The sequence below is a fragment of the Afifella marina DSM 2698 genome, assembly GCF_900102695.1.
GTDB classification, from domain to species: Bacteria; Pseudomonadota; Alphaproteobacteria; order Rhizobiales; family Afifellaceae; genus Afifella; species Afifella marina.
Map to the genome: position 1 here is coordinate 1 of NZ_FMVW01000004.1, position 19,275 is coordinate 19,275.

Consider the following 19,275-nt stretch of genomic DNA (forward strand, 5'->3'; position numbering starts at 1 on the left):
AATACCGCATCGGTCAGCTTCAGCCGCAGGAACCAGCGATAGGCGACATTCACCTCGATCTCGCGCACCAACTGGCGCTCAGAGCGGATGCCGAAGAGATAGCCCAGGAACAGCGCCTTGAACATCAAGGTCGGATCGAGCGCCGGGCGGCCATTATCCGGACAGTAGAGCCCCGCAACCCGGTCATGGATGAACGAGAAGTCGATCACCGCGTCGATCTTGCGAAGCAGGTGATCCTTGGGAACCAATTGATCGAGTGTCACCATCTCGATCGCAGTCTGCTCAGGGGCCGGGCTCTTCAACATGGCCCACTGAATCAAAAAGCCCCGGCTCACGCCAGGGCTTTGTCAGCAGTCTGAGGCCGGCGTCACGCCGGCCTTTTCTTTTAGGGCTCAAAGAGCGCTCTGGTGCGCATCCAGGAATGCGAGAACACCATCGGCCACATATTGCACGGCGAGCGCCGCCAGAATGACGCCGAGAAGCCTCGTGATCACGATGCGCCCGGTCTCGCCGATCAGTTTCTCGATGCGTTCTGCGAGCGCGAGGACGAAGAAGGTGAGCCCCAGAATGGCGAAGATCACCAGGATGAGCTCGGCCATGCCCACAAATCCCGGATTCTTGCTGGCGACGAGGATCGTCGCGGAGATGGCGCCGGGGCCGGCTATAAGCGGAATCGCCAGGGGGAAGACGGCGATGTGGCCGATATCTTCCGAGGTGAGGACGCGCGTCGCGCTGCGCTCGTGGCGTTCCTGGCGTTTTTCGAAGATCATCTCGAAGGCGATGACGAAGAGAAGAATGCCGCCTGCGATGCGGAAGGCTGGCAGCGTGATGCCGAAGACCGTAAGGATTGCCGATCCGGCGAGCGCAAAGATCACCAGAATCGGAAGTGCGATCAACGTTGCCCGCAGCGCCACCTGCTGACGCTGGTCACGGTTCATGCCCGCCGTCAGCGCCAGGAAGAGTGGCGCCAATCCGGCGGGATCGATGGTGACGAAGAGCGTGACGAAAGCGGTAACAAGCTGTTCCATGCGCGAGCTCCTATCACTCCCGCGGTAAGGGAGAAATGCCCGCGGCGGAGATCCCCCGAAAAGCCGCGGCTGCGTGCCTGTCGCTGCCGTTTCAGGCGGCTTTTGCGGGCGGAATCGCGGCTTCGCGGAGACTTGGCGCAACGAAACTGTCAGACACCTTTATAAGCCTTTGATTTGATTAATGTATTATGCTTGCCCTCGACTTGGCTTATCGGTCGATTCCGGCTAGAAAGAGGGCCACACATCACAGCACTCGATTCTTTCCTTGACTGACGCCAAGACTCCTTCCGACGGACGCCGCGGCGGCGACATCCGTTCCATCTCCATCACAGATGAGATGCGCACCTCGTATCTCGATTACGCGATGAGCGTGATCGTCAGCCGTGCGCTGCCTGACGTTCGCGACGGCCTGAAGCCCGTTCACCGCCGCATTCTCCATTCGATGAACGAAATGGGGATCGCCTCGAACCGGGCGTACCGCAAATGCGCGGGCGTCGTCGGTGAGGTGATGGGTAACTATCACCCGCATGGCGACCAGGCGATTTACGATGCGCTCGTGCGCATGGCGCAGGACTTTTCGATGCGCCTGCCGCTTGTCGACGGACAGGGCAATTTCGGTTCGCTCGATGGCGACCCTGCCGCGGCGATGCGGTACACGGAATGTCGTCTGGCGAAGCCTGCGGAATCGATGCTGCAGGACATCGACAAGAACACGGTCGATTTCCAGGAGAACTATGATGGGCGCAAGCAGGAGCCTGTCGTTCTGCCTGCGCGCTTCCCGAACATCCTCGTCAATGGCGCAGGCGGCATCGCCGTCGGCATGGCGACGAACATTCCCCCGCACAATCTCGGCGAAGTGATCGACGGCTGCGTCGCTCTCATCGACGATCCCACGGTTTCCGATCTCGATCTCCTGGATCTCATCCCCGGTCCGGACTTTCCGACGGGCGGTGTCATCCTTGGGCGGGCGGGTATTCGCTCTGCCTACGAAACCGGCCGCGGCTCGATCGTCATGCGGGGCAAGGTGGCGATCGAAACGGGTGCTCGCGATCGGGAGGTGATCATCATCTCCGAGGTGCCTTATCAGGTGAATAAGGCGGCGATGATCGAGAAGATCGCCGAACTCGTGCGAGAGAAGCGGCTTGAGGGCATCTCGGATATTCGTGACGAATCCGATCGGCAGGGTGTGCGCGTCGTCATCGAAGTGAAGCGCGACGCCGTCGCTGATGTCGTCCTCAACCAGCTTTATCGCTTCACGCCTCTTCAGACGACGTTCGGCGCGAATTTCGTGGCGCTCAACGGCGGACGTCCTGAGCAGCTCGGCCTGCGAGACATCCTGACGAGCTTCATCTCCTTCCGCGAGGAAGTGGTCGGTCGTCGTACGAAATTCCTGCTCGGCAAGGCCCGTGACCGCGCGCATGTTCTCGTCGGTCTGGCCATCGCGGTCGCCAATATCGATGAGGTGATTGCGCTGATCCGGGCCGCGCCCGATCCTCAGACGGCGCGTGAGCAATTGATGGCAAAGGCTTGGCCTGCCAAGGATGTTGCGCCTCTCGTGCGGTTGATCGCCGATCCACGGCACATGGTTCTGGAAGACGGTACCGTGCGCCTTTCGGAAGAGCAGGCGCGCGCCATCCTGGATCTGCGTCTGCAGCGCCTGACGGCTCTCGGTCGCGACGAGATCGCCGATGAGCTGAACAAGCTCGCGATTGAAATCAAAGAATATCTGGAGATCCTGGCTTCGCGGGCGCGGATCCTCGGCATCGTCAAAGACGAGCTGACGGCGGTGAAGGAAGAATTCGCGACGCCCCGTCGGACGGTGATCGAAGAGGGCGGCGGCGACCTCGAGGACGAGGACCTGATCCAGCGCGAAGACATGGTCGTGACCGTGTCTCATGCCGGCTACATCAAGCGTGTGCCGCTTGCGACCTATCGAGCTCAGCGTCGCGGCGGCAAGGGACGGTCGGGCATGTCCTTCCGCGAGGAGGATTTCGTCAACCGCCTCTTCGTCGCCAACACCCATACGGCGGTGCTGTTCTTCTCCTCACGCGGCATCGTCTACAAGCTCAAGGTCTGGCGTCTGCCGCTGGCCGCACCGCAGGCGCGCGGCAAGGCACTCGTCAACATCCTGCCGTTGGAGGAAGGCGAGACGATCACGACGATCCTGCCGCTTCCCGACGACGACAAAGAGTTCGAGCGTCTCGATCTGATGTTCGCCACGACGGGCGGAACGGTGCGGCGAAATTCGCTCGCCGACTTCGTCAACATCAATCGCAATGGCAAGATTGCGATGAAGCTCGAGGATGGCGATGCGATCGCCGGCGTCTGGACGTGCTCCGAAGACGACGATGTCATGCTGACCACCGCTTTCGGGCAATCGGTCCGCTTCCCGGTGACGGATGTGCGCGTTTTTGCCGGACGTTCGTCGGTCGGCGTGCGCGGGATCCGTCTCGGCAAGGGTGACCGCGTCATCTCCATGTCGATCCTGCGCCATTTCGAGGCGACGCCGGAGGAGCGCAGCGCCTATCTGAAGATGCGGCGCGCTGTCGCCGGCGAGGCCGACAACGGCGATGCCGGAGACGTCATCGAGGAGGGCGACGAGATCGAGGCAGAAGCCGGGGCATTGTCGTCGGAGCGCTATGCCGAGATGAGCGCTGCGGAAGAGTTCATCCTCACCGTTTCCGAACATGGCTACGGCAAGCAGACGTCGTCGCACGAGTACCGGATCTCCGGACGCGGCGGCAAAGGCATCATCGGTATGGTCGTGAACGAAAGGAACGGTCCGCTTGTGGCGTCCTTCCCGGTGGAGGAAGGCGACCAGATCATGCTCGTCACCGATCGCGGTCAGCTCATTCGTGTGCCTGTTGCCGGCATTCGCATCACCGGGCGCGCGGCGCAGGGCGTTATTGTCTTTTCCACCGCGAAAGACGAAAAAGTCGTTTCCGTCGAGCGGATCACGGAGGCGAGCGCGCAGGACGAGCTCAACGGAAACGGAGAGGGTGGCGAAGAGACTGCCCCCGAATCCGATCCGCAGGACGGCGATAACGGCGGAGACGCGGGAGAACCGCCAACGGAGTAAAGCTCGAGGGGGCCTATGATCGATCTTGCAAGCTGGCTGACATACCTTGCGGCGTGCATCGCCGTGGTGATCGTTCCAGGGCCGACGGTGACGGTCATCATCGCCAATTCCATGCGCCACGGTGCACGGGCTGGTTTGATGAACGTCGCTGGCACCCAAGCCGGTATCGCGGTGATGGTGGCAATCCTCGCTTTCGGCTTTTCGGCGATCGTGGCGCTCCTGGGTGAGGCATTCTTCTGGCTGAAGCTTTTGGGCGCGGCCTACCTCATCTGGCTTGGGATCAAGCTCTGGCGCTCCGACGGCACTCTCGGAAATAGCGATGCCGCAAAGGCGACCCGCAACTGGTTCTGGCAGGGCTTTATCGTCATCTGGTCAAATCCGAAGGCTTTGTTCTTCTTCGGCGCTCTCATTCCGCAGTTCATCGATCCGACGGGCTCGGCAGTGATGCAGACGCTTCTGCTGGGTGGCACGTTCATGGTGGTGGCGACATTCCTCGACAGCATGTACGCGCTTGCCGCTGGGCGAACGGGACTGCTTCTGTCGAGGCGCAACGTGCGCCTTGTCGAGATCTTCGGCGGGACATGTCTCGTCGGGGGTGGCCTTTGGATGGCGCTGAGCCGCCGGTGACGCGTTTCGAACCGGTATCCTATTCATTGCGGTTCGCCGCAGGTGACGCTAAGCGGACCCAATGATTCGCACTGCACTCTACCCGGGCTCATTCGACCCGCTGACGAACGGGCATATCGATATCCTCCAGGCGGCCTTTGGGCTCGCCGATCGCGTTATCGTTGCCGTCGGGCGCCATCCGACGAAGTCCGGCCTCCTCGATATCGACAAGCGTATCGCGCTGATTGAGGAAGTCGCGGGTCCCCTGGCTGAAAGCAGCGAAGTCACGCTCGAGGTTCTGAGCTTCGACAATCTCGTCGTCGACCTCGCCCAGGAGGTCGGCGCGACCATCCTGATCCGCGGTCTGCGCGATGGGACGGATCTCGATTACGAGATGCAGATGGTCGGCATGAACCGCACCATGGCTCACTGGCTGCAGACGGTTTTCGTTCCGGCGAGCCCGCATCACCGTCACATCACGGCCACGCTCGTGCGTCAGATCGCAGCCATGGGCGGTGATATCGGGCCTTTCGTGCCTGCTTCAGCAGCCGACGCCGTACGTGTGGCGCTCGCCAGTCGCTGAACGATTGCGCCGCCCGCGGGTTCAGATCTCAAGGAAGGACATTTTCATGCTGAAATGGCTGGCCACGGTCGCCTTTGCCGTCACCTGCACGCTTTCCCAGCCGGTGCTGGCGCAATCTGCGGACGCCGAAAACACGCTTTTGATGCAGCTGAAGGACGGCACCGTCAGCATTCACCTGCGCCCGGATCTTGCGCCGAACCATGCCGAGCGCCTGAAGACACTCACGCGCCAGGGCTTCTACGACGGCGTGCCGTTTCACCGCGTGATCGACGGCTTCATGGCGCAGACCGGCGATCCCACCGGCACCGGCATGGGGGGATCGGATCTGCCGGACCTCAAGGCGGAGTTTTCCGATGAGCCTTTCGTGCGCGGCGTCGTGGGCATGGCGCGCTCCAGCAATCCTGACAGCGCCAATTCGCAGTTCTTCATCATGTTCGCGCCGGCCCCGAGCCTTGATGGCAAGTACACCGTCGTGGGCGAAGTCACCGACGGCATGGACCTCGTCGACAATATCAAAAAGGGAAGCTCCAGCGCCAATGGCAAGGTGGACAACCCCGACAAGATCATCAGCATGAAGGTTGCCGCCGACCAATAGGTACCTTACCCGAGACCTCCAAATCAGGGAGATTCGAATGGCCGCCCAGCCCGAAGACACACTCATCATGGAAACCAGCAAGGGGCAGGTGACGATCGCCATGCGCCCGGACCTCGCGCCCAACCATGTGGCGCGCATCAAGGAGCTCGTGCGCGACGGGTTCTATGACGGGGTCAAGTTCCACCGCGTTATCGACGGCTTCATGGCCCAGACGGGCTGCCCCCAGGGCAACGGCACGGGTGGATCCGGCAAGAAGCTCAAGGCGGAGTTCTCGTCGGAGAAGCACACGCGCGGCACCGTCTCTATGGCGCGCGCCATGGATCCCAATTCCGGCGACAGCCAGTTTTTCATCTGCTTTGCCGAGGCCCCGTGGCTCGACCGCCAGTACACGGTCTGGGGCGAGGTGGTGGACGGCATGGATGTCGTCGATCAGATCAACAAGGGCGAGCCGCCGCGGCAGCCTGACACCGTCCAATCGATCAAGGTCGCCGCGGACGCCTGATGATTTGGCGGCGGCCTCTCGCCGCCGCCTCTTTCCCATGCGTATCGATGCTTTCGATTTCGAGTTGCCGGAAGAGCGGATCGCGCTTCGTCCGGCGCGGCCGCGCGATTCCGCGCGGCTCCTCGTCGTGCCCTCTGAAGGGGCTTTCCGCGATCTCCGGGTCTTTGATCTGCCTGCCCTTTTGGAGCCCGGCGATCTCCTCGTCTTGAACGACACCGCGGTCATTCCGGCGCGGCTTGCCGGACGTCGTCTGCCACGCACGCAAGACGGCCAAGCAATCCGCGTGGAAGCGACCCTTATCGAGCGGCTCGATCAATCCCATTGGATGGCGCTTGCCAAGCCCGGACGGAAGCTAAAGCCCGGGGATATCCTTCGTTTTGGCGGCGAAGGCGAGACCTGTCTTGCCGGAACGCTCGATGCGCGCGTTGTCGAGAAAGGCGAGGCCGGTGCCATCACGCTAGGCTTTTCCCTTTCCGGGCCGGTCCTCGACGAAGCCATCCACGGCCAGGGGTCTATGCCGCTTCCGCCTTATATCGCTTCGCGCCGACAGGCCGATGCGGCCGATCTGGAAGATTACCAGACGATCTATGCGGCGAAGGAGGGCGCGGTCGCTGCGCCGACGGCGGGGCTACATTTCACAGACGATCTCTTGGCTGCTCTTGCGGATAAGGGCGTCGAGCGCCGCCTGGTGACGCTGCATGTGGGGGCGGGCACGTTTCTGCCGGTGAAAAGCGAAGAGACGGACGACCACGTCATGCACGAAGAGTGGGGCGAGGTGAGCGAGGAGACGGCAGAGGCCGTCAACGAGACGCGCCGGCGGGGCGGGCGCGTTGTCGCCATCGGGACCACGGCTCTACGTATCCTGGAAAGCGCCGGCGACGAGAATGGTCTCCTGCGCCCATTTTCCGGCAAGACCGGGATTTTCATCACGCCCGGCTATCGCTTCCGCATCATCGACCGGCTTTTCACGAATTTTCATTTGCCGCGCTCGACGCTGTTCATGCTCGTGTCTGCGTTTTCGGGTCTCGACCGTATGAAGGCTTCTTATGCTCATGCGATCGAGGAACAATATCGCTTCTATTCCTACGGCGATGCCTCGCTCCTCGAACCGGCGACGCCCTCCATCAGGCCCAAATGACCGAATTCTCGTTCACTCTTCAGGCTCGCGACGGGAATGCCCGTCGCGGCACGATCTCCATGCCGCGCGGGCTCATCCGCACGCCCGCCTTCATGCCGGTCGGGACGCAGGCCACCGTGAAGGCGATGTATCCCGAACAGGTGAGGGAGCTTGGCGCCGATATCGTCCTCGGCAACACCTATCACCTGATGCTGCGGCCGGGCGCGGAGCGCGTAGCACGATTGGGTGGGCTGCATTCCTTCATGCGGTGGCCGCATCCGATCCTGACGGATTCCGGCGGCTTTCAGGTCATGTCGCTCGCCCAGCTGACGAAGCTCGACGAGGACGGCGTCACGTTCAAATCGCATGTCGATGGATCGACACATCGTCTGACGCCCGAGCGCTCGGTGGAGATTCAGGGGCTCCTCGGCGCCGATATCACCATGCAGCTCGACGAATGCCTGAAATTGCCGGCGGACTATTCCGAGGTCGAGCGGGCGATGGAATTGTCGCTGCGCTGGGGCGAGCGCTCGAAGGCTGCGTTTGGCGGTGAACCCGGACGGGCGCTTTTTGGGATCGTGCAAGGTGGCGATCAACCAGACTTAAGGCTGCGCTCGGCGGAGGGGCTGCGTCGGATCGGTTTCCATGGCTATGCGGTCGGGGGCCTTGCCGTCGGCGAACCGCAGGCGATCATGCTGGAAATTCTCCAGGAGACGGTTCCCGCACTGCCCGACGAGGCGCCTCGCTACCTGATGGGCGTCGGAACGCCTGAAGATATCTTGCTGTCGATCGCACGTGGCATTGACATGTTCGATTGCGTGATGCCGACCCGCGCCGGACGCCACGGCCAAGCGTTTACGCGCTATGGGCGCCTCAATATGCGCAATGCCAAGCATACGGAGGATTTGCGGCCGCTCGACCCTTCGAGCGATTGCCCGGCTGCCCGCGATTATTCCCGCGCCTATCTGCATCATCTCTTCCGCACTCAGGAGACGCTCGGGGCGATGCTGCTGACGTGGTCGAACCTCGCTTATTATCAGACGCTGATGAAAGAAGCCCGGCAGGCGATCAGCGAAGGACGCTATACGGATTACGTGGCGGAGGTGCGGGAAAATTGGGAGCGGGGAGAGCCGTAGCGGTTTTTCCCATCACGGCGAATACGCGGCAGAGAGTGTCGCTGTGCCGATATGAAAAAGCCCCGGCGATACCGGGGCTTGAACGTTCTAGAAATCAGCGGCTGATGGCGGCGGCGAGAGCGATTGCCGCTACAGCACCCAAAGAGCTCCACCAGAAGAACTGCGCGCTTCGGGCCTCCTTGTCGGCCTGAACGGCGATGGCTTTTGCACGTGCTTTCGGCATCAGATCAATTCTCCCGGAGCCGGCCTCAATTTGCAGTCAACAATTTTCCAGTCGCCTGCGTCATCCTGCAGGAGAGCAAAATCGGCGGACCATTGCAAGCCAATGCGGTCTCGCACATACGTCTTCACCATGGTTGCCTCGCCATCTTGGGTCACGCTGTCCACCGTCAGCCGCTTCGCATAGACGAGAGGCGGATGGATCTTGGAAAAGAACGTGTAGGCAGCTTCCTCGGTTCCAAAACGGTCCTGCTCGTACTCCGTCGCAAAGCGCCAGACAGCCTGCGGCTGCTTATTCGAGAGGCCCCAGACAAAAGTCTCGACGGCGCCGCGCACGGCATCTTCCTGGCCCTTCGTGAGAGCCCGAGATTCAGGGTGGTAAGCGGCGAGATCGAGGCGGTCGGATTTCGGAGCTGCCTGAGGAAGCGTTTTTGGAAGAGGTGCGTTCAACGAGTTCACCTGGACCGTGCCGATCAGCACCGTCGCCAGAACGCCTGTTGCAGCAACTGCCAGGTTTCGCCCCCAGCCTGCTTTCAGACTGAACATGGGATTGCACCTCTCCAAGAACTTCGACAGGACAATTCGTTAACCCGTCGTTCAGTTCCGTGAAGATGTGGTTGTCGTTAAGAAGTTGGATGCTCGCGGCTCTGCCGAAAGCCTCCGCCGGCTGGGCTTTGGCTGCGTCTCCACAGCCACGAGCTTGCTGATACGCGCCTCTTCACTTCGGCGTGAATCCATCTCGCGGCGCCGCAGAACATGAGGTCGTGCTGCGCGGGGGGAGGCTCAGGCTGCGTTTTCGAGAGGATACGATCTCAAAGCCGACTCAGCTATTCTGGAAGCAGTCAGTTGCGTTGTTCTGCGTTCCCACGACATAGCAGAGGCCTTGGCGCAATGACGGAAACGTCCCTCTACCAGACAATCCTGCTCGAGCTTTACGCGCAAACGCCTCGGAGCGCGCTCCCCAATTGGGTGATGGACGGGCTTGTCGAGGAGGGGCTCGCACATCGCGACGAGGCGAAGGGCCTTGTGCTCAATGGCCCCTTTCAGCCCTTCCAGATCCGCAAGAGAGACGTGAGAGACGTACGGTCGGCGGCCAGGCTGCAGGCCGCTGAGGCTACCGGCTAAGCGCCGACGTTACTTGTCTAAGCGATGTCTAAAAGATCAGATCGCGGGCTGAGAAGCCCCGCGATCATCTTATTCGGCTTTATTCGGCAGGCGCCTGGCTTTCCTCGCCCCGTTCGGACGCCGGCGGATGATGCGGCTTCCAGCCGGTCTTTTCGCGCATCCATTGGAAGACGCCGAAGAGGAGCGGGATCAGGAAGATGCCGATCGTCGCGGCACCGATCATGCCGGCGAAGACCGGAATACCCACCGCGTGCATGGATCCTGCCCCAGGCCCGGTTGCCCGGACCAGCGGGACGAGACCGGCGATAAAGGCGAAGCTCGTCATCATCACCGGGCGGAAACGCAACCGTGCGCCTTCGACGGCGGCGTCGTGCAGATCCATACCGAACTCGCGTTGTTCGAGCGCGAATGCGTTGATCAGGATGGCGTTCTTCGCTGATAGCGCGATCAGAACGACAACGCCGATCTGCGCATAGAGGCTGAAGTTGGCGCCAACCCACCAGATCGCGAATATGGCACCGAACATAGCGCTGATCGTCGACAGCAGCACCGGGATCGGGACGTTCCAGCTTTCGTAGAGCGCGACCAGGAACAAGAAGGCAAAGACAACTGCCGCGCCAAGGACAATCGGTGTCTGTCCTGCCGATTGCTTCTGTTCGAGCGCCTGGCCCGTCCATTCATAGCTGTAGCCACTCGGCAGGGATTTCGCCACCTGCTCCATGGCATCGGTCGCATCACCGTCGCCAAAGCCTGGTGCGGGGGAGCCCTGGATGGAGACGGAGCGATAGTTGTTGTAGCGCGTCAGGCTGCGTGGGCCGACGGTCAGTTCGGCGCGTGCGAAGGTGGAAAGCGGCACCATCTCGCCTGACTTGTTGCGCACTTCGATGTCATAGATGTCGTCGATCGACGTGCGGAATTCTTTTTCCGCCTGCATGCGGACCGTCCAGGTGCGGCCGAAGAGGTTGAAATCGTTGATATAGTACCCGCCGAAGGTGGATTGCAGGGCGGCGAAGATCTCGTTGATCGGCACGCCGAGCGTCTGCGCCTTCGTGCGATCGATATCGAGGCGGATCTGGGGCGTCTCGGCTTCAAAGTTCGCGTAGACGCGGGTCAGTTGCGGCTCCTGGTTGGCCTGGACGAGGAGGCCACGCATCACGGCCGCAAGCTCTGAGGGTTCCTGTCCCTGAAGAGCTTCGAGCACGAACTCGAAACCGCCGAAAGAGCCCACGCCTGAAATTGCCGGCGGCTGCAGAGGGATGAACTGAGCGTCCGGAATCGTCGACAGACCACCATAGAGCCGGCCAATGACGGAGCCGATTGCAAGGTCGGGGGACGTGCGCTCGTCGTATGGCTTCAAGCGCAGGAACATGAGGCCGGCATTCGAGGCCGCGCCGCCGCCCAGGAGATCGAAGCCAAGGACGGTGCCGATGCTCTCCACACCCGGATCCTGACTGATGATGGCTTCAGCCTTCTTCGCTGCGATATCCGTGCGGTTCAGCGATGCTCCCGGCGGCAGGTTCATGATGACAATGACGAAGCCCTTGTCTTCATTCGGGAGAAAGCCGGCTGGCGTACGCAAGAACATGTAGCCCGTCGCCGCGCCGAGAGCGGCGAGGATGACGAGCGACACCACGGAAACCCGCATCAGCTTGCTGATGATCCAGGCATAGCCATGACCGACCTTGTCGACGGCATGGGTGATGCCGCGCATGATCCGGATCGGTTCGCCCGTGCGGAGGAAGAGTGCGCACAGCGCCGGCGACAAGGTCAGCGCGTTGATGGCCGAAATCACCATGGCCGCTGAAATGGCGACGGCAAACTGGCGGAAGAGGGCGCCCGAGGAGCCCGGCAAGAAGGCGACCGGAACGAACACCGACAACAGCACAAGAGTGATGGCGACGATCGGCCCGACGATTTCGCTCATTGCCTTATGAGTGGCCTCATTCGGCGAGAGATGCGGGTCCTCCTCCATCACGCGTTCGACGTTCTCCACGACGATGATGGCGTCGTCGACAACGATACCGATGGCGAGCACGAGAGCGAGAAGTGAGATCGTGTTGGCGCTGTAGCCGAAGGCATACATGATCGCCAGTGCGCCGATGATGGCAACCGGCACGGCGATCATCGGAATGAGGGTCGCTCGGAAACGTCCGATGAAGATAAACACGACGATCGCAACGAGAACGAAGGCCTCGATCAGGGTCGAGACGACCTTCTCGATCATCGCTCCGACGAAGTCGGACGCATTGTAGATGTATTGGTACTCGAGCCCCTCGGGGAAGCGTTCCGACAGCTCTTCGAGCCGCTTCGTGACGTTTGTTGCGACCGTCACCGCATTGGCGCCAGGGGAGAGATAGGTGGCGACGGCGGCCATCGGCTTGCCGTTAAAACGGGCAATGACACCGTAGTTTTCGGACGCAAGCTCGACGCGTGCAACATCGCCCAAACGTACGACGGAGCCGTCCGGGTTGGAGCGGAGGATGATGTTGCGAAACTCCTCCGCGTCGCTCAGGCGACCCTTGGTATTGATCGTCAGCTCGAGCCGCTGTGCGTCGACGAGGGGAGCCGCGCCGAGCTTGCCGGCGGCCGCCTGCACGTTCTGCGATTCGACCGCAGCAGCAATATCGGCCGGTGTCAGTTCCAGATTGCTGAGCTTTTGCGGATCAAGCCAGATCCGCATCGCGTAATCGCGCTCGCCAAAAACCTGAACGTTGCCGACGCCGTTGACGCGCTTCAGCTCGTCGATGACGTTGAGGCCGACGAAGTTCGCAATGAACAATTCGTCGAAGCGATCATCCGGCGAATAGAAAAGGAAAACCTGGAGCTGGTCTTGCGAGGCGCGCGCCACGTTGATGCCGACCGAACGCACTTCCGCCGGCAGCTGGCTTTCGACCTGAGCGACGCGGTTTTGCACGTTGATGGCGGCAACGTCGGGATCGGTGCCGAGCTCGAAAGTGACGTTGAGCTCATAAGAACCGTCTGAGCTCGACGTCGATTTCATGTAGCGCATGTCCTCGACGCCGTTGATGGCGCTTTCGAGGGGCTGTGCGATGGCCTGTTCGACGGTCTCGGCACTTGCGCCGATATATTGCGTGGAGACGCTGATGGTCGGAGGCGCGATGTCCGGATATTGGGCGACCGGAATCACCGCGATCGAGATGAGCCCGACCAGCGTGATCAGGATCGAGATGACGAAGGCCAGTCGCGGCCGGCGGATGAAGACGTCAAAGATCATGCCGTGTGGGCCTTCAAAGTATCACGCAATGCGGCTTACTGGTTCGTCGAAGGAGCTGCGTTCGTCGCCTGCTCCTTCGGGGTGACGTCCTGCGGGGCGACCTCCATGCCCGGCTGCGCCTTCTGCTGACCGGCGACGATCACCCTGTCACCGGCCTTCAGGCCATCGGTGACGACCACCGCCGGACCACGCTGCTCCCCCGTTTCGATGCGACGCTGCTCGACCTTGTTCTCGTCGTTGACGACGAGGGTGTAGGTGCCCTGCTGATCGATGAGCATGGCCGATTGCGGCATCAGGAGTTTCTCTTCGGGCTCGCGTGCGGCGACGATCACATCGACGAGCTGCTTGTCGTACAAAACTCGGTCCGGATTGGCGACGCTCGCCCGCACCATCACCGAATCCGTGCCCTCGTTCGCTTCGATGTTGGTGAAGAGGATCTCGCCCTCTTGGTCGTAGATGCTGCCATCGGCGAGACGCAGTTTGATGACGACCTCGTTCCGTTGCTGCTCTGTCTGACCGATATTGATCAAACGGCGCTGCGGCACGGGAAAGGCGACGCGCATCGGGTCTTGCTGCACGATTCGCGCAAGGGCGCCGCTATCGGGCCCGATGAAAGCACCTTCCGAGAAGGCCGCGACGCCGATGCGCCCGCTGATCGGGGCCGTGATTTTCGTGTAACCCAGATCGAGCTGCGACAGTTTGAGAGAGGCCTCGTTCTGGCGAAGCGTGGCCTCAGCCTGATCTCGGTTGGCGCGCGCTTCGTCGAGTGACGCCTGCGAGCCGGTGTTGCGCTCCCGGAGCGTCTGCTGGCGCTCGTAGCTGAGATTTGCGAGCTCAAGTGCAGCACGCGCATTCTGGACGGCCGCTTCGGCTTGGGAAACCGCCGCTTCGTAAGGTGCCGCATCGATGGTGAAGAGCACCTGGCCTTTTTCCACCTCGGCGCCTTCCTCGAATTGACGGGCTCCGAGATATCCTTGCACGCGCGCCCGGATTTCGACGCTTTCTGCTGCTTCGATCCGGCCAGTGAAGACCTGCTGCTCGGTCACGTCACCCAGGCGAACCTGCTCGACATTGACCGCCGGCGGAGCGCCGGCCCCCGGTGCTCCCTGAGCCAATAGCGGGGCAGGTGCGAGCGCCAGTGCCAATGCGAGTGCGGCGCGCATAGGAAAGGTGCGACGCCCCGTTGCCGGGGTGGGAAGGCGAAAATCGATCATCTAGGAGCTACCAGTTCGAATGCAGGCGCTAGTTCGGTGCGCTCACTTCCGGCGATGACATAATTCCTGCCGTCAGAAAAGCAAACAGTCGAGTACCGATTCCGGTGTAGGGGTTACCAAATAGACGTAGGGTGACCTTGAAGGCCGTGGCCTGACGCATCTACACAAGTATGTGATCCGACGCTGGCGGCGCTCTCCTGGCTCTCGGGTCGCAGGAGACGAGTGGGTCGAGGGTCGTCACCTGTGTCTGAGGTGCGATCTCCTACCCATGTCGCCTAGTCGGACAAATAAGCAATGGTGAGCCCTGTGGGACTCGAACCCACGACCTACTGATTAAAAGTCAGTTGCTCTACCGGCTGAGCTAAGGGCTCTCAGCGCGGGCGGACCCTATGGAAGCGGCCGGTGCGGGTCAAGCCGTTTTGGTTCAGGAGTGCCCCGTATGCCGGGGTTTTGCCCACCGCCGAATGCTAAGCCACGGCCGCGGCCATGTGGACGGCAGCGTTGCGAGCATCAAGCCAGGCAGAACAAGGGCCAGCCCGAGCGCATGATAGGTGTGAAATTCCTCTCCCAGGAAGATCATCGCGAGCAAGACCCCATAGGGCGGTAGCAGGTAGAGGAACATGCCGGTGACGCCTGGTCCGAACACTTTGACGCCGTGCTGGTAGGAGAGAAAGGCGAGAACCGAGGAGATGAAAGCAAGACCTGCGATCGACAGCCATGCGGCAAGAGTTGAGGGAAAGGCCTCGCGCACGACGGCTTCCACCGCAAAAAACGGCAGCAAAACGAGCGCGCCGGCCGCCACGATGGCTGTAAAAAGCGGCAAGGTCGGAACGGTATGAAGTGAGCCGCGACGCAAGAGGACCGAATAGACAGCCCAGGAGAAGGCGCACAGTGCGATCAACAGATCACCCGCATTGAGTTCGAGAGCGATGAGCCGGCCGAGATCTCCGCGCAGCACGATGACGGCAACGCCGATGAATGCGAGCGCCACGCCGAGTGCCTGGCGCAGGGCAATGCGCTTGCCGCGAAACAGCCACTCCAGCACCAGGATCATCACGCCGGACGAGGTGTAGATCAGCGTCGCGTTGGTGGCGTTGGTGTGGCGGAGAGCGAGATAGACGATCGCCCCGCAGACACCCATGCCGAGAAAGCCCAGCACAAGAAGCAGGCGCCAGTTTTCCAGAAGGGTCTTGCGATGCTGCCGCAATCCGGAGGCGGCAAGCGGAAGAAGTAGAAGAAACGCTACCGTCCAGCGCAAAAAGGCGAGGGTGAACGGCTCCACCGTGCTCACCGCCGCGCGTCCGATCACGAGATTGGAAGAGAAGAAGAGCGGCATCAGCGCCAAAAGCGTGATGTCGCGCAGGCGGTCTGAGGAAGCTTGCATCGGTTCGGAGGGGCTTTCGGCTTCGACATACCTGCGCTAACGGGCTGACAGAATTTGCGCAAGCTGCGGCTCCGCAAGCGACGCTGCATAGGAAAGGGACATATGTCTCAGCTTACGACCATCATTCTGGCTGCGGGCGAGGGCACCCGCATGCGCTCGGCCTATCCGAAAGTCCTGCACCCGATCGGCGGACTTCCGATGCTGGCCTTTGTGATGCGCGCGGCCCAGGCGGCCGGGGCGGCGCATCTCGGTGTGGTCGTCGGGCCGGGACACGATTCTGTCCAGGCCCTGGTCACCAAAGAAACGCCGCAAGCCGAAGTCTTTGTGCAGGGGGAGAGACGCGGGACGGGGCACGCCGTCATGCAGGCGCGTCCGCTTCTGGAGCGCGCGGACGGCGTGGTGCTCGTCCTCTTCGGAGACACGCCTTTCGTGACGGTTGAGACGATTTCCTGTCTCGCCGGTCTTATCGATAAGGGCGCTGCGCTCGCCGTTGCCGGCATGCGCCCGCCGTCTCCTGCTGGGTACGGCAGGCTCATCACCGAAGAGGGCCGCCTTCTCGCGATTCGCGAAGACAAGGATGCCTCACCGGAGGAGAAGAAGATCGGGTTCTGCAATGCGGGTCTGATGGCGTTCCGTGCGGCCGACATGCTCTCCTTGCTCGAGGCGATCGATAGCGACAACGCGCAGGGCGAGTTCTATCTGACGGATGCGGTTGCGATCGCCAATCAGAGAGGCCTTACAGTCAAAGCGGCCGAGATCGCCTTCGATGAGGTCTTCGGCGTCAACGACAGGGTGCAGCTTGCCGAGGCAGAAGCGCGCTTCCAAAGCGCCCGTCGCCGACAGGCTATGATGGAGGGCGTCAGCCTCGTTGCGCCGGAGACGGTGTTCTTTTCTTACGATACCATGCTCGGTCGCGACGTGACCGTCGAGCCGAACGTCTTCTTCGGCCCTGGGGTTCGCGTTGAAGACGGGGTCAGGGTCCATGGCTTTTCGCATCTTGAAGGCTGTGTCGTAAAATCTGGAGCGGAGATCGGGCCGTTTGCCCGCTTGCGGCCTGGAGCGGATGTCGGTGCGAAAGCGAAGGTCGGGAATTTCTGCGAGGTGAAGGCAACCACGCTGGGCGATGGTGCAAAGGTCAACCATCTGACCTATCTCGGCGATGCTTCCGTCGGTGCGGGCACCAATATCGGGGCCGGGACCATCACCTGCAATTACGACGGCTTCGGCAAATTTCGCACGGAGATCGGAAAGGGCGCGTTCATTGGTTCCAACTCGTCCCTTATCGCGCCGCTCGCCATCGGCGACGGTGCTTATGTCGGGTCCGGCAGTGTGGTTACCGATGACGTCGCGCCGGATGCGCTCGCAATTGCACGCGGCCGACAGGTGGAGAAGCCGGGCTGGGCGAAATCCTTTCGGGCGCGCCACGAAAAAAAGTGACGCCGCTTACCCGCATGCAGGGCGTTTGCGTCACACTGTGTCATGGCAATTGATTTCCTCGGTGCGGACAGCTTCGGCATGATCGCGCCGATGGAACGGGAGTATCTCTGAATATGTGTGGCATTGTCGGAATCGTCGGAACGACCCCAGTCGCGCCGCGGCTGTTGGATGCGCTCAAGCGGCTCGAATACCGCGGATACGATTCGGCAGGTGTCGCGACGCTGGAGAACAAGAAGCTCACGCGCGAGCGCGCCAAGGGAAAGCTCGTCAATCTCGAGAACCGCCTGCATGAGCATCCGCTTTCCGGTTTGATCGGCATCGGCCATACGCGCTGGGCGACGCACGGCGCGCCGACGGAAGTCAACGCACATCCCCATGCAACGGAAAGCGTCGCCGTCGTCCACAACGGCATCATCGAAAATTTTCAGGAATTGCGGGCGGAGATCCGGGCTGCGGGACGGACGCTGCAGACCGATACCGACACGGAAGTCGTCGCGCATCTCATCACTCTGGCACTCGCCCGTGGGCTCGATCCCGTGGCGGCCGCAGCGGAGACGCTGGCGAAACTCGAGGGCGCTTTCGCTCTCGCGATCCTCTTCGCACATGAGGACGACCTTCTCATCGCGGCACGCCGGGGCAGCCCGCTTGCCATCGGCTACGGCGATGGTGAGATGTATCTCGGCTCCGATGCCATCGCGCTTGCGCCGTTCACTAACCGGATCACCTATCTCGAAGACGGCGATTGGGCGGTCGTACGCCGCAAGAGCGTGAGCATCTACGACGAGAACGGTGTCGAAGCACGGCGGCCGGTTTCGCACTTCGTCGCCTCGAATCTCATGGTCGACAAGGGCAATCATCGTCATTTCATGCTCAAGGAGATCTATGAGCAGCCCGAAGTCGTGGCGCATACTCTCGGCCATTACGTGGATTTCGCGGAACGCCGTGTGGCGCTGCCGGAGGGAGCCGAGATTGATTTTGCGGGGCTCGACCGTCTCGCCATGTCGGCCTGCGGAACGGCGTTTTACGCGGCGCTTGTCGGCCAATATTGGTTTGAGCAGTTGGCTCGCCTGCCTGTCGATCTCGATATCGCTTCGGAGTTTCGCTACCGGGAGGTTCCCCTCGGCGCCAACGGGCTGTCGCTCTTCATCTCGCAATCGGGTGAGACGGCCGACACGCTCGCTTCGCTCCGCTACTGCCGCGAGCACGGGCAGAAGATCGGTGCGATCGTCAACGTGCCGACGTCCACGATCGCGCGCGAGGCGGATTACATTCTGCCGACATTGGCTGGACCCGAGATCGGCGTCGCCTCGACGAAGGCGTTCACCTGTCAGCTCACGACACTCCTCGCGCTGGCGATCGGCGCCGGCCGTCAGCGCGGACATCTCTCACGCGAAGACGAGGAACAGCTCGTTCAGGCCGCAATCGAGATGCCGCGGCATCTTTCGCAGGCGCTCAAGCTCGAAGACGAGATCGAAGGGCTGGCGAAGGAGCTGTCGCGCGTCAAGCACGTCCTCTATCTCGGCCGCGGCAAGAGCTTTCCGCTCGCACTTGAAGGCGCTCTGAAGCTCAAGGAAATCTCCTATATTCATGCCGAAGGCTATGCGGCGGGCGAACTGAAGCACGGGCCGATCGCGCTCATCGATGAGACGATGCCGGTCATCGTGGTGGCGCCTTACGACAAGGTCTTCGACAAGACCGTCTCCAACATGCAGGAGGTTGCGGCACGCGGCGGACGAATCATTCTGCTGACGGACGAAGAGGGCGCCCGAAGTGCGTCTGTCGATACGATGAAGACGCTCATCCTGCCGAGTATGCCGGCAGCGATCGCACCGATCGTATATGCCGTTCCAGTGCAGCTTTTAGCCTACCATACCGCGGTTTTTATGGGCACCGACGTCGACCAGCCGCGCAATCTCGCCAAGTCTGTGACGGTCGAATAGAGCCCAAAATTTTCGCGCGCAGTCCGGCGCGACGAGCGTTATGATCGGTGATCTGGCACCTTCGCCAGTGGGATA

At 61.6% G+C, this 19,275-nt stretch carries 17 protein-coding genes and 1 tRNA gene; 10 read left to right on the forward strand and 8 right to left on the reverse strand.

Annotated features, from left to right (window positions below; translation table 11 throughout):
- Nucleotides 1-305: transposase (locus tag BLP76_RS09805; protein ID WP_139163729.1), on the reverse strand; the 305-nt coding region annotated here is incomplete at its 3' end.
- A gap of 87 nt (nt 306-392) precedes the next feature.
- A complete protein-coding gene (locus BLP76_RS09810; RefSeq protein ID WP_092812152.1) occupies nt 393-1,028 on the reverse strand; it encodes a MarC family protein in 636 nt (211 codons plus the stop codon).
- Nucleotides 1,029-1,293: 265 nt separating this feature from the next.
- Between BLP76_RS09810 and gyrA the strand changes: the two genes are divergently transcribed.
- From gyrA to tgt, 7 genes are all read left to right on the forward strand, one after another.
- Entirely contained in the window at nt 1,294-4,107 is a 2,814-nt protein-coding gene (gene gyrA, locus BLP76_RS09815; RefSeq protein ID WP_274605690.1) for a DNA gyrase subunit A, read from the forward strand.
- A 15-nt stretch (nt 4,108-4,122) separates the two neighbouring features.
- Entirely contained in the window at nt 4,123-4,734 is a 612-nt protein-coding gene (locus BLP76_RS09820; protein WP_092812154.1) for a LysE family translocator, read from the forward strand.
- 61 nt (nt 4,735-4,795) lie between these two features.
- Nucleotides 4,796-5,296, forward strand: coding sequence for a pantetheine-phosphate adenylyltransferase (gene coaD / locus BLP76_RS09825; RefSeq protein WP_092812156.1), 501 nt, complete (start codon nt 4,796-4,798; stop codon nt 5,294-5,296).
- 46 nt (nt 5,297-5,342) lie between these two features.
- Nucleotides 5,343-5,891: a peptidylprolyl isomerase gene (locus BLP76_RS09830; protein WP_092812158.1), complete on the forward strand. Its 549-nt coding sequence runs from the start codon at nt 5,343-5,345 to the stop codon at nt 5,889-5,891.
- 37 nt (nt 5,892-5,928) lie between these two features.
- Nucleotides 5,929-6,393, forward strand: a complete 465-nt coding sequence (locus BLP76_RS09835) for a peptidylprolyl isomerase (protein WP_092812160.1) — start codon at nt 5,929-5,931, stop codon at nt 6,391-6,393.
- Between the two features lie 37 nt (nt 6,394-6,430).
- Nucleotides 6,431-7,531 carry a tRNA preQ1(34) S-adenosylmethionine ribosyltransferase-isomerase QueA gene (gene queA, locus BLP76_RS09840; RefSeq protein ID WP_092812749.1) on the forward strand — a complete coding sequence of 367 codons (1,101 nt, stop codon included), beginning with the start codon at nt 6,431-6,433 and terminating at the stop codon, nt 7,529-7,531.
- A complete protein-coding gene (tgt, locus tag BLP76_RS09845; protein WP_092812162.1) occupies nt 7,528-8,646 on the forward strand; it encodes a tRNA guanosine(34) transglycosylase Tgt in 1,119 nt (372 codons plus the stop codon). The genes queA and tgt overlap by 4 nt, the downstream gene beginning before the upstream one ends.
- Nucleotides 8,647-8,740: 94 nt before the next feature.
- On the opposite strand, the gene BLP76_RS19175 is transcribed toward tgt, so the two are convergent.
- Together BLP76_RS19175 and BLP76_RS09850 are read right to left on the reverse strand one after the other, a co-directional pair.
- A complete protein-coding gene (locus BLP76_RS19175) occupies nt 8,741-8,869 on the reverse strand; it encodes a hypothetical protein (RefSeq protein ID WP_274605691.1) in 129 nt (42 codons plus the stop codon).
- Entirely contained in the window at nt 8,869-9,411 is a 543-nt protein-coding gene (locus tag BLP76_RS09850; RefSeq protein ID WP_092812164.1) for a DUF4864 domain-containing protein, read from the reverse strand. The genes BLP76_RS19175 and BLP76_RS09850 overlap by 1 nt, the downstream gene beginning before the upstream one ends.
- A 345-nt stretch (nt 9,412-9,756) precedes the next feature.
- Between BLP76_RS09850 and BLP76_RS09855 the strand changes: the two genes are divergently transcribed.
- Nucleotides 9,757-9,990 (forward strand): hypothetical protein, encoded by a 234-nt coding sequence (locus BLP76_RS09855; protein ID WP_092812166.1) that lies wholly within the window; start codon nt 9,757-9,759, stop codon nt 9,988-9,990.
- Between the two features lie 79 nt (nt 9,991-10,069).
- Here the strand turns inward: BLP76_RS09855 and BLP76_RS09860 are convergent, their stop codons facing one another.
- From BLP76_RS09860 to BLP76_RS09875, 4 genes are all read right to left on the reverse strand, one after another.
- On the reverse strand, nt 10,070-13,225 hold the full coding sequence (locus tag BLP76_RS09860; RefSeq protein ID WP_092812168.1) for an efflux RND transporter permease subunit: 3,156 nt from the start codon (nt 13,223-13,225) through the stop codon (nt 10,070-10,072).
- Between the two features lie 35 nt (nt 13,226-13,260).
- On the reverse strand, nt 13,261-14,439 hold the full coding sequence (locus BLP76_RS09865; RefSeq protein ID WP_092812170.1) for an efflux RND transporter periplasmic adaptor subunit: 1,179 nt from the start codon (nt 14,437-14,439) through the stop codon (nt 13,261-13,263).
- Nucleotides 14,440-14,734: 295 nt separating this feature from the next.
- Nucleotides 14,735-14,810, reverse strand: a tRNA-Lys gene (locus tag BLP76_RS09870).
- A gap of 53 nt (nt 14,811-14,863) precedes the next feature.
- The gene (locus BLP76_RS09875) at nt 14,864-15,823 is read right to left on the reverse strand and encodes a DMT family transporter (RefSeq protein WP_092812172.1); all 960 of its coding nucleotides are present in this window, start codon (nt 15,821-15,823) and stop codon (nt 14,864-14,866) included.
- Between the two features lie 102 nt (nt 15,824-15,925).
- Here BLP76_RS09875 and glmU point away from each other — a divergent pair, with 102 nt between their 5' ends.
- Together glmU and glmS are read left to right on the forward strand one after the other, a co-directional pair.
- Nucleotides 15,926-17,260, forward strand: coding sequence for a bifunctional UDP-N-acetylglucosamine diphosphorylase/glucosamine-1-phosphate N-acetyltransferase GlmU (gene glmU / locus BLP76_RS09880; RefSeq protein ID WP_092812174.1), 1,335 nt, complete (start codon nt 15,926-15,928; stop codon nt 17,258-17,260).
- Between the two features lie 113 nt (nt 17,261-17,373).
- On the forward strand, nt 17,374-19,200 hold the full coding sequence (glmS, locus tag BLP76_RS09885; protein ID WP_092812176.1) for a glutamine--fructose-6-phosphate transaminase (isomerizing): 1,827 nt from the start codon (nt 17,374-17,376) through the stop codon (nt 19,198-19,200).
- The last annotated feature ends 75 nt before the right edge of the window (nt 19,201-19,275 follow it).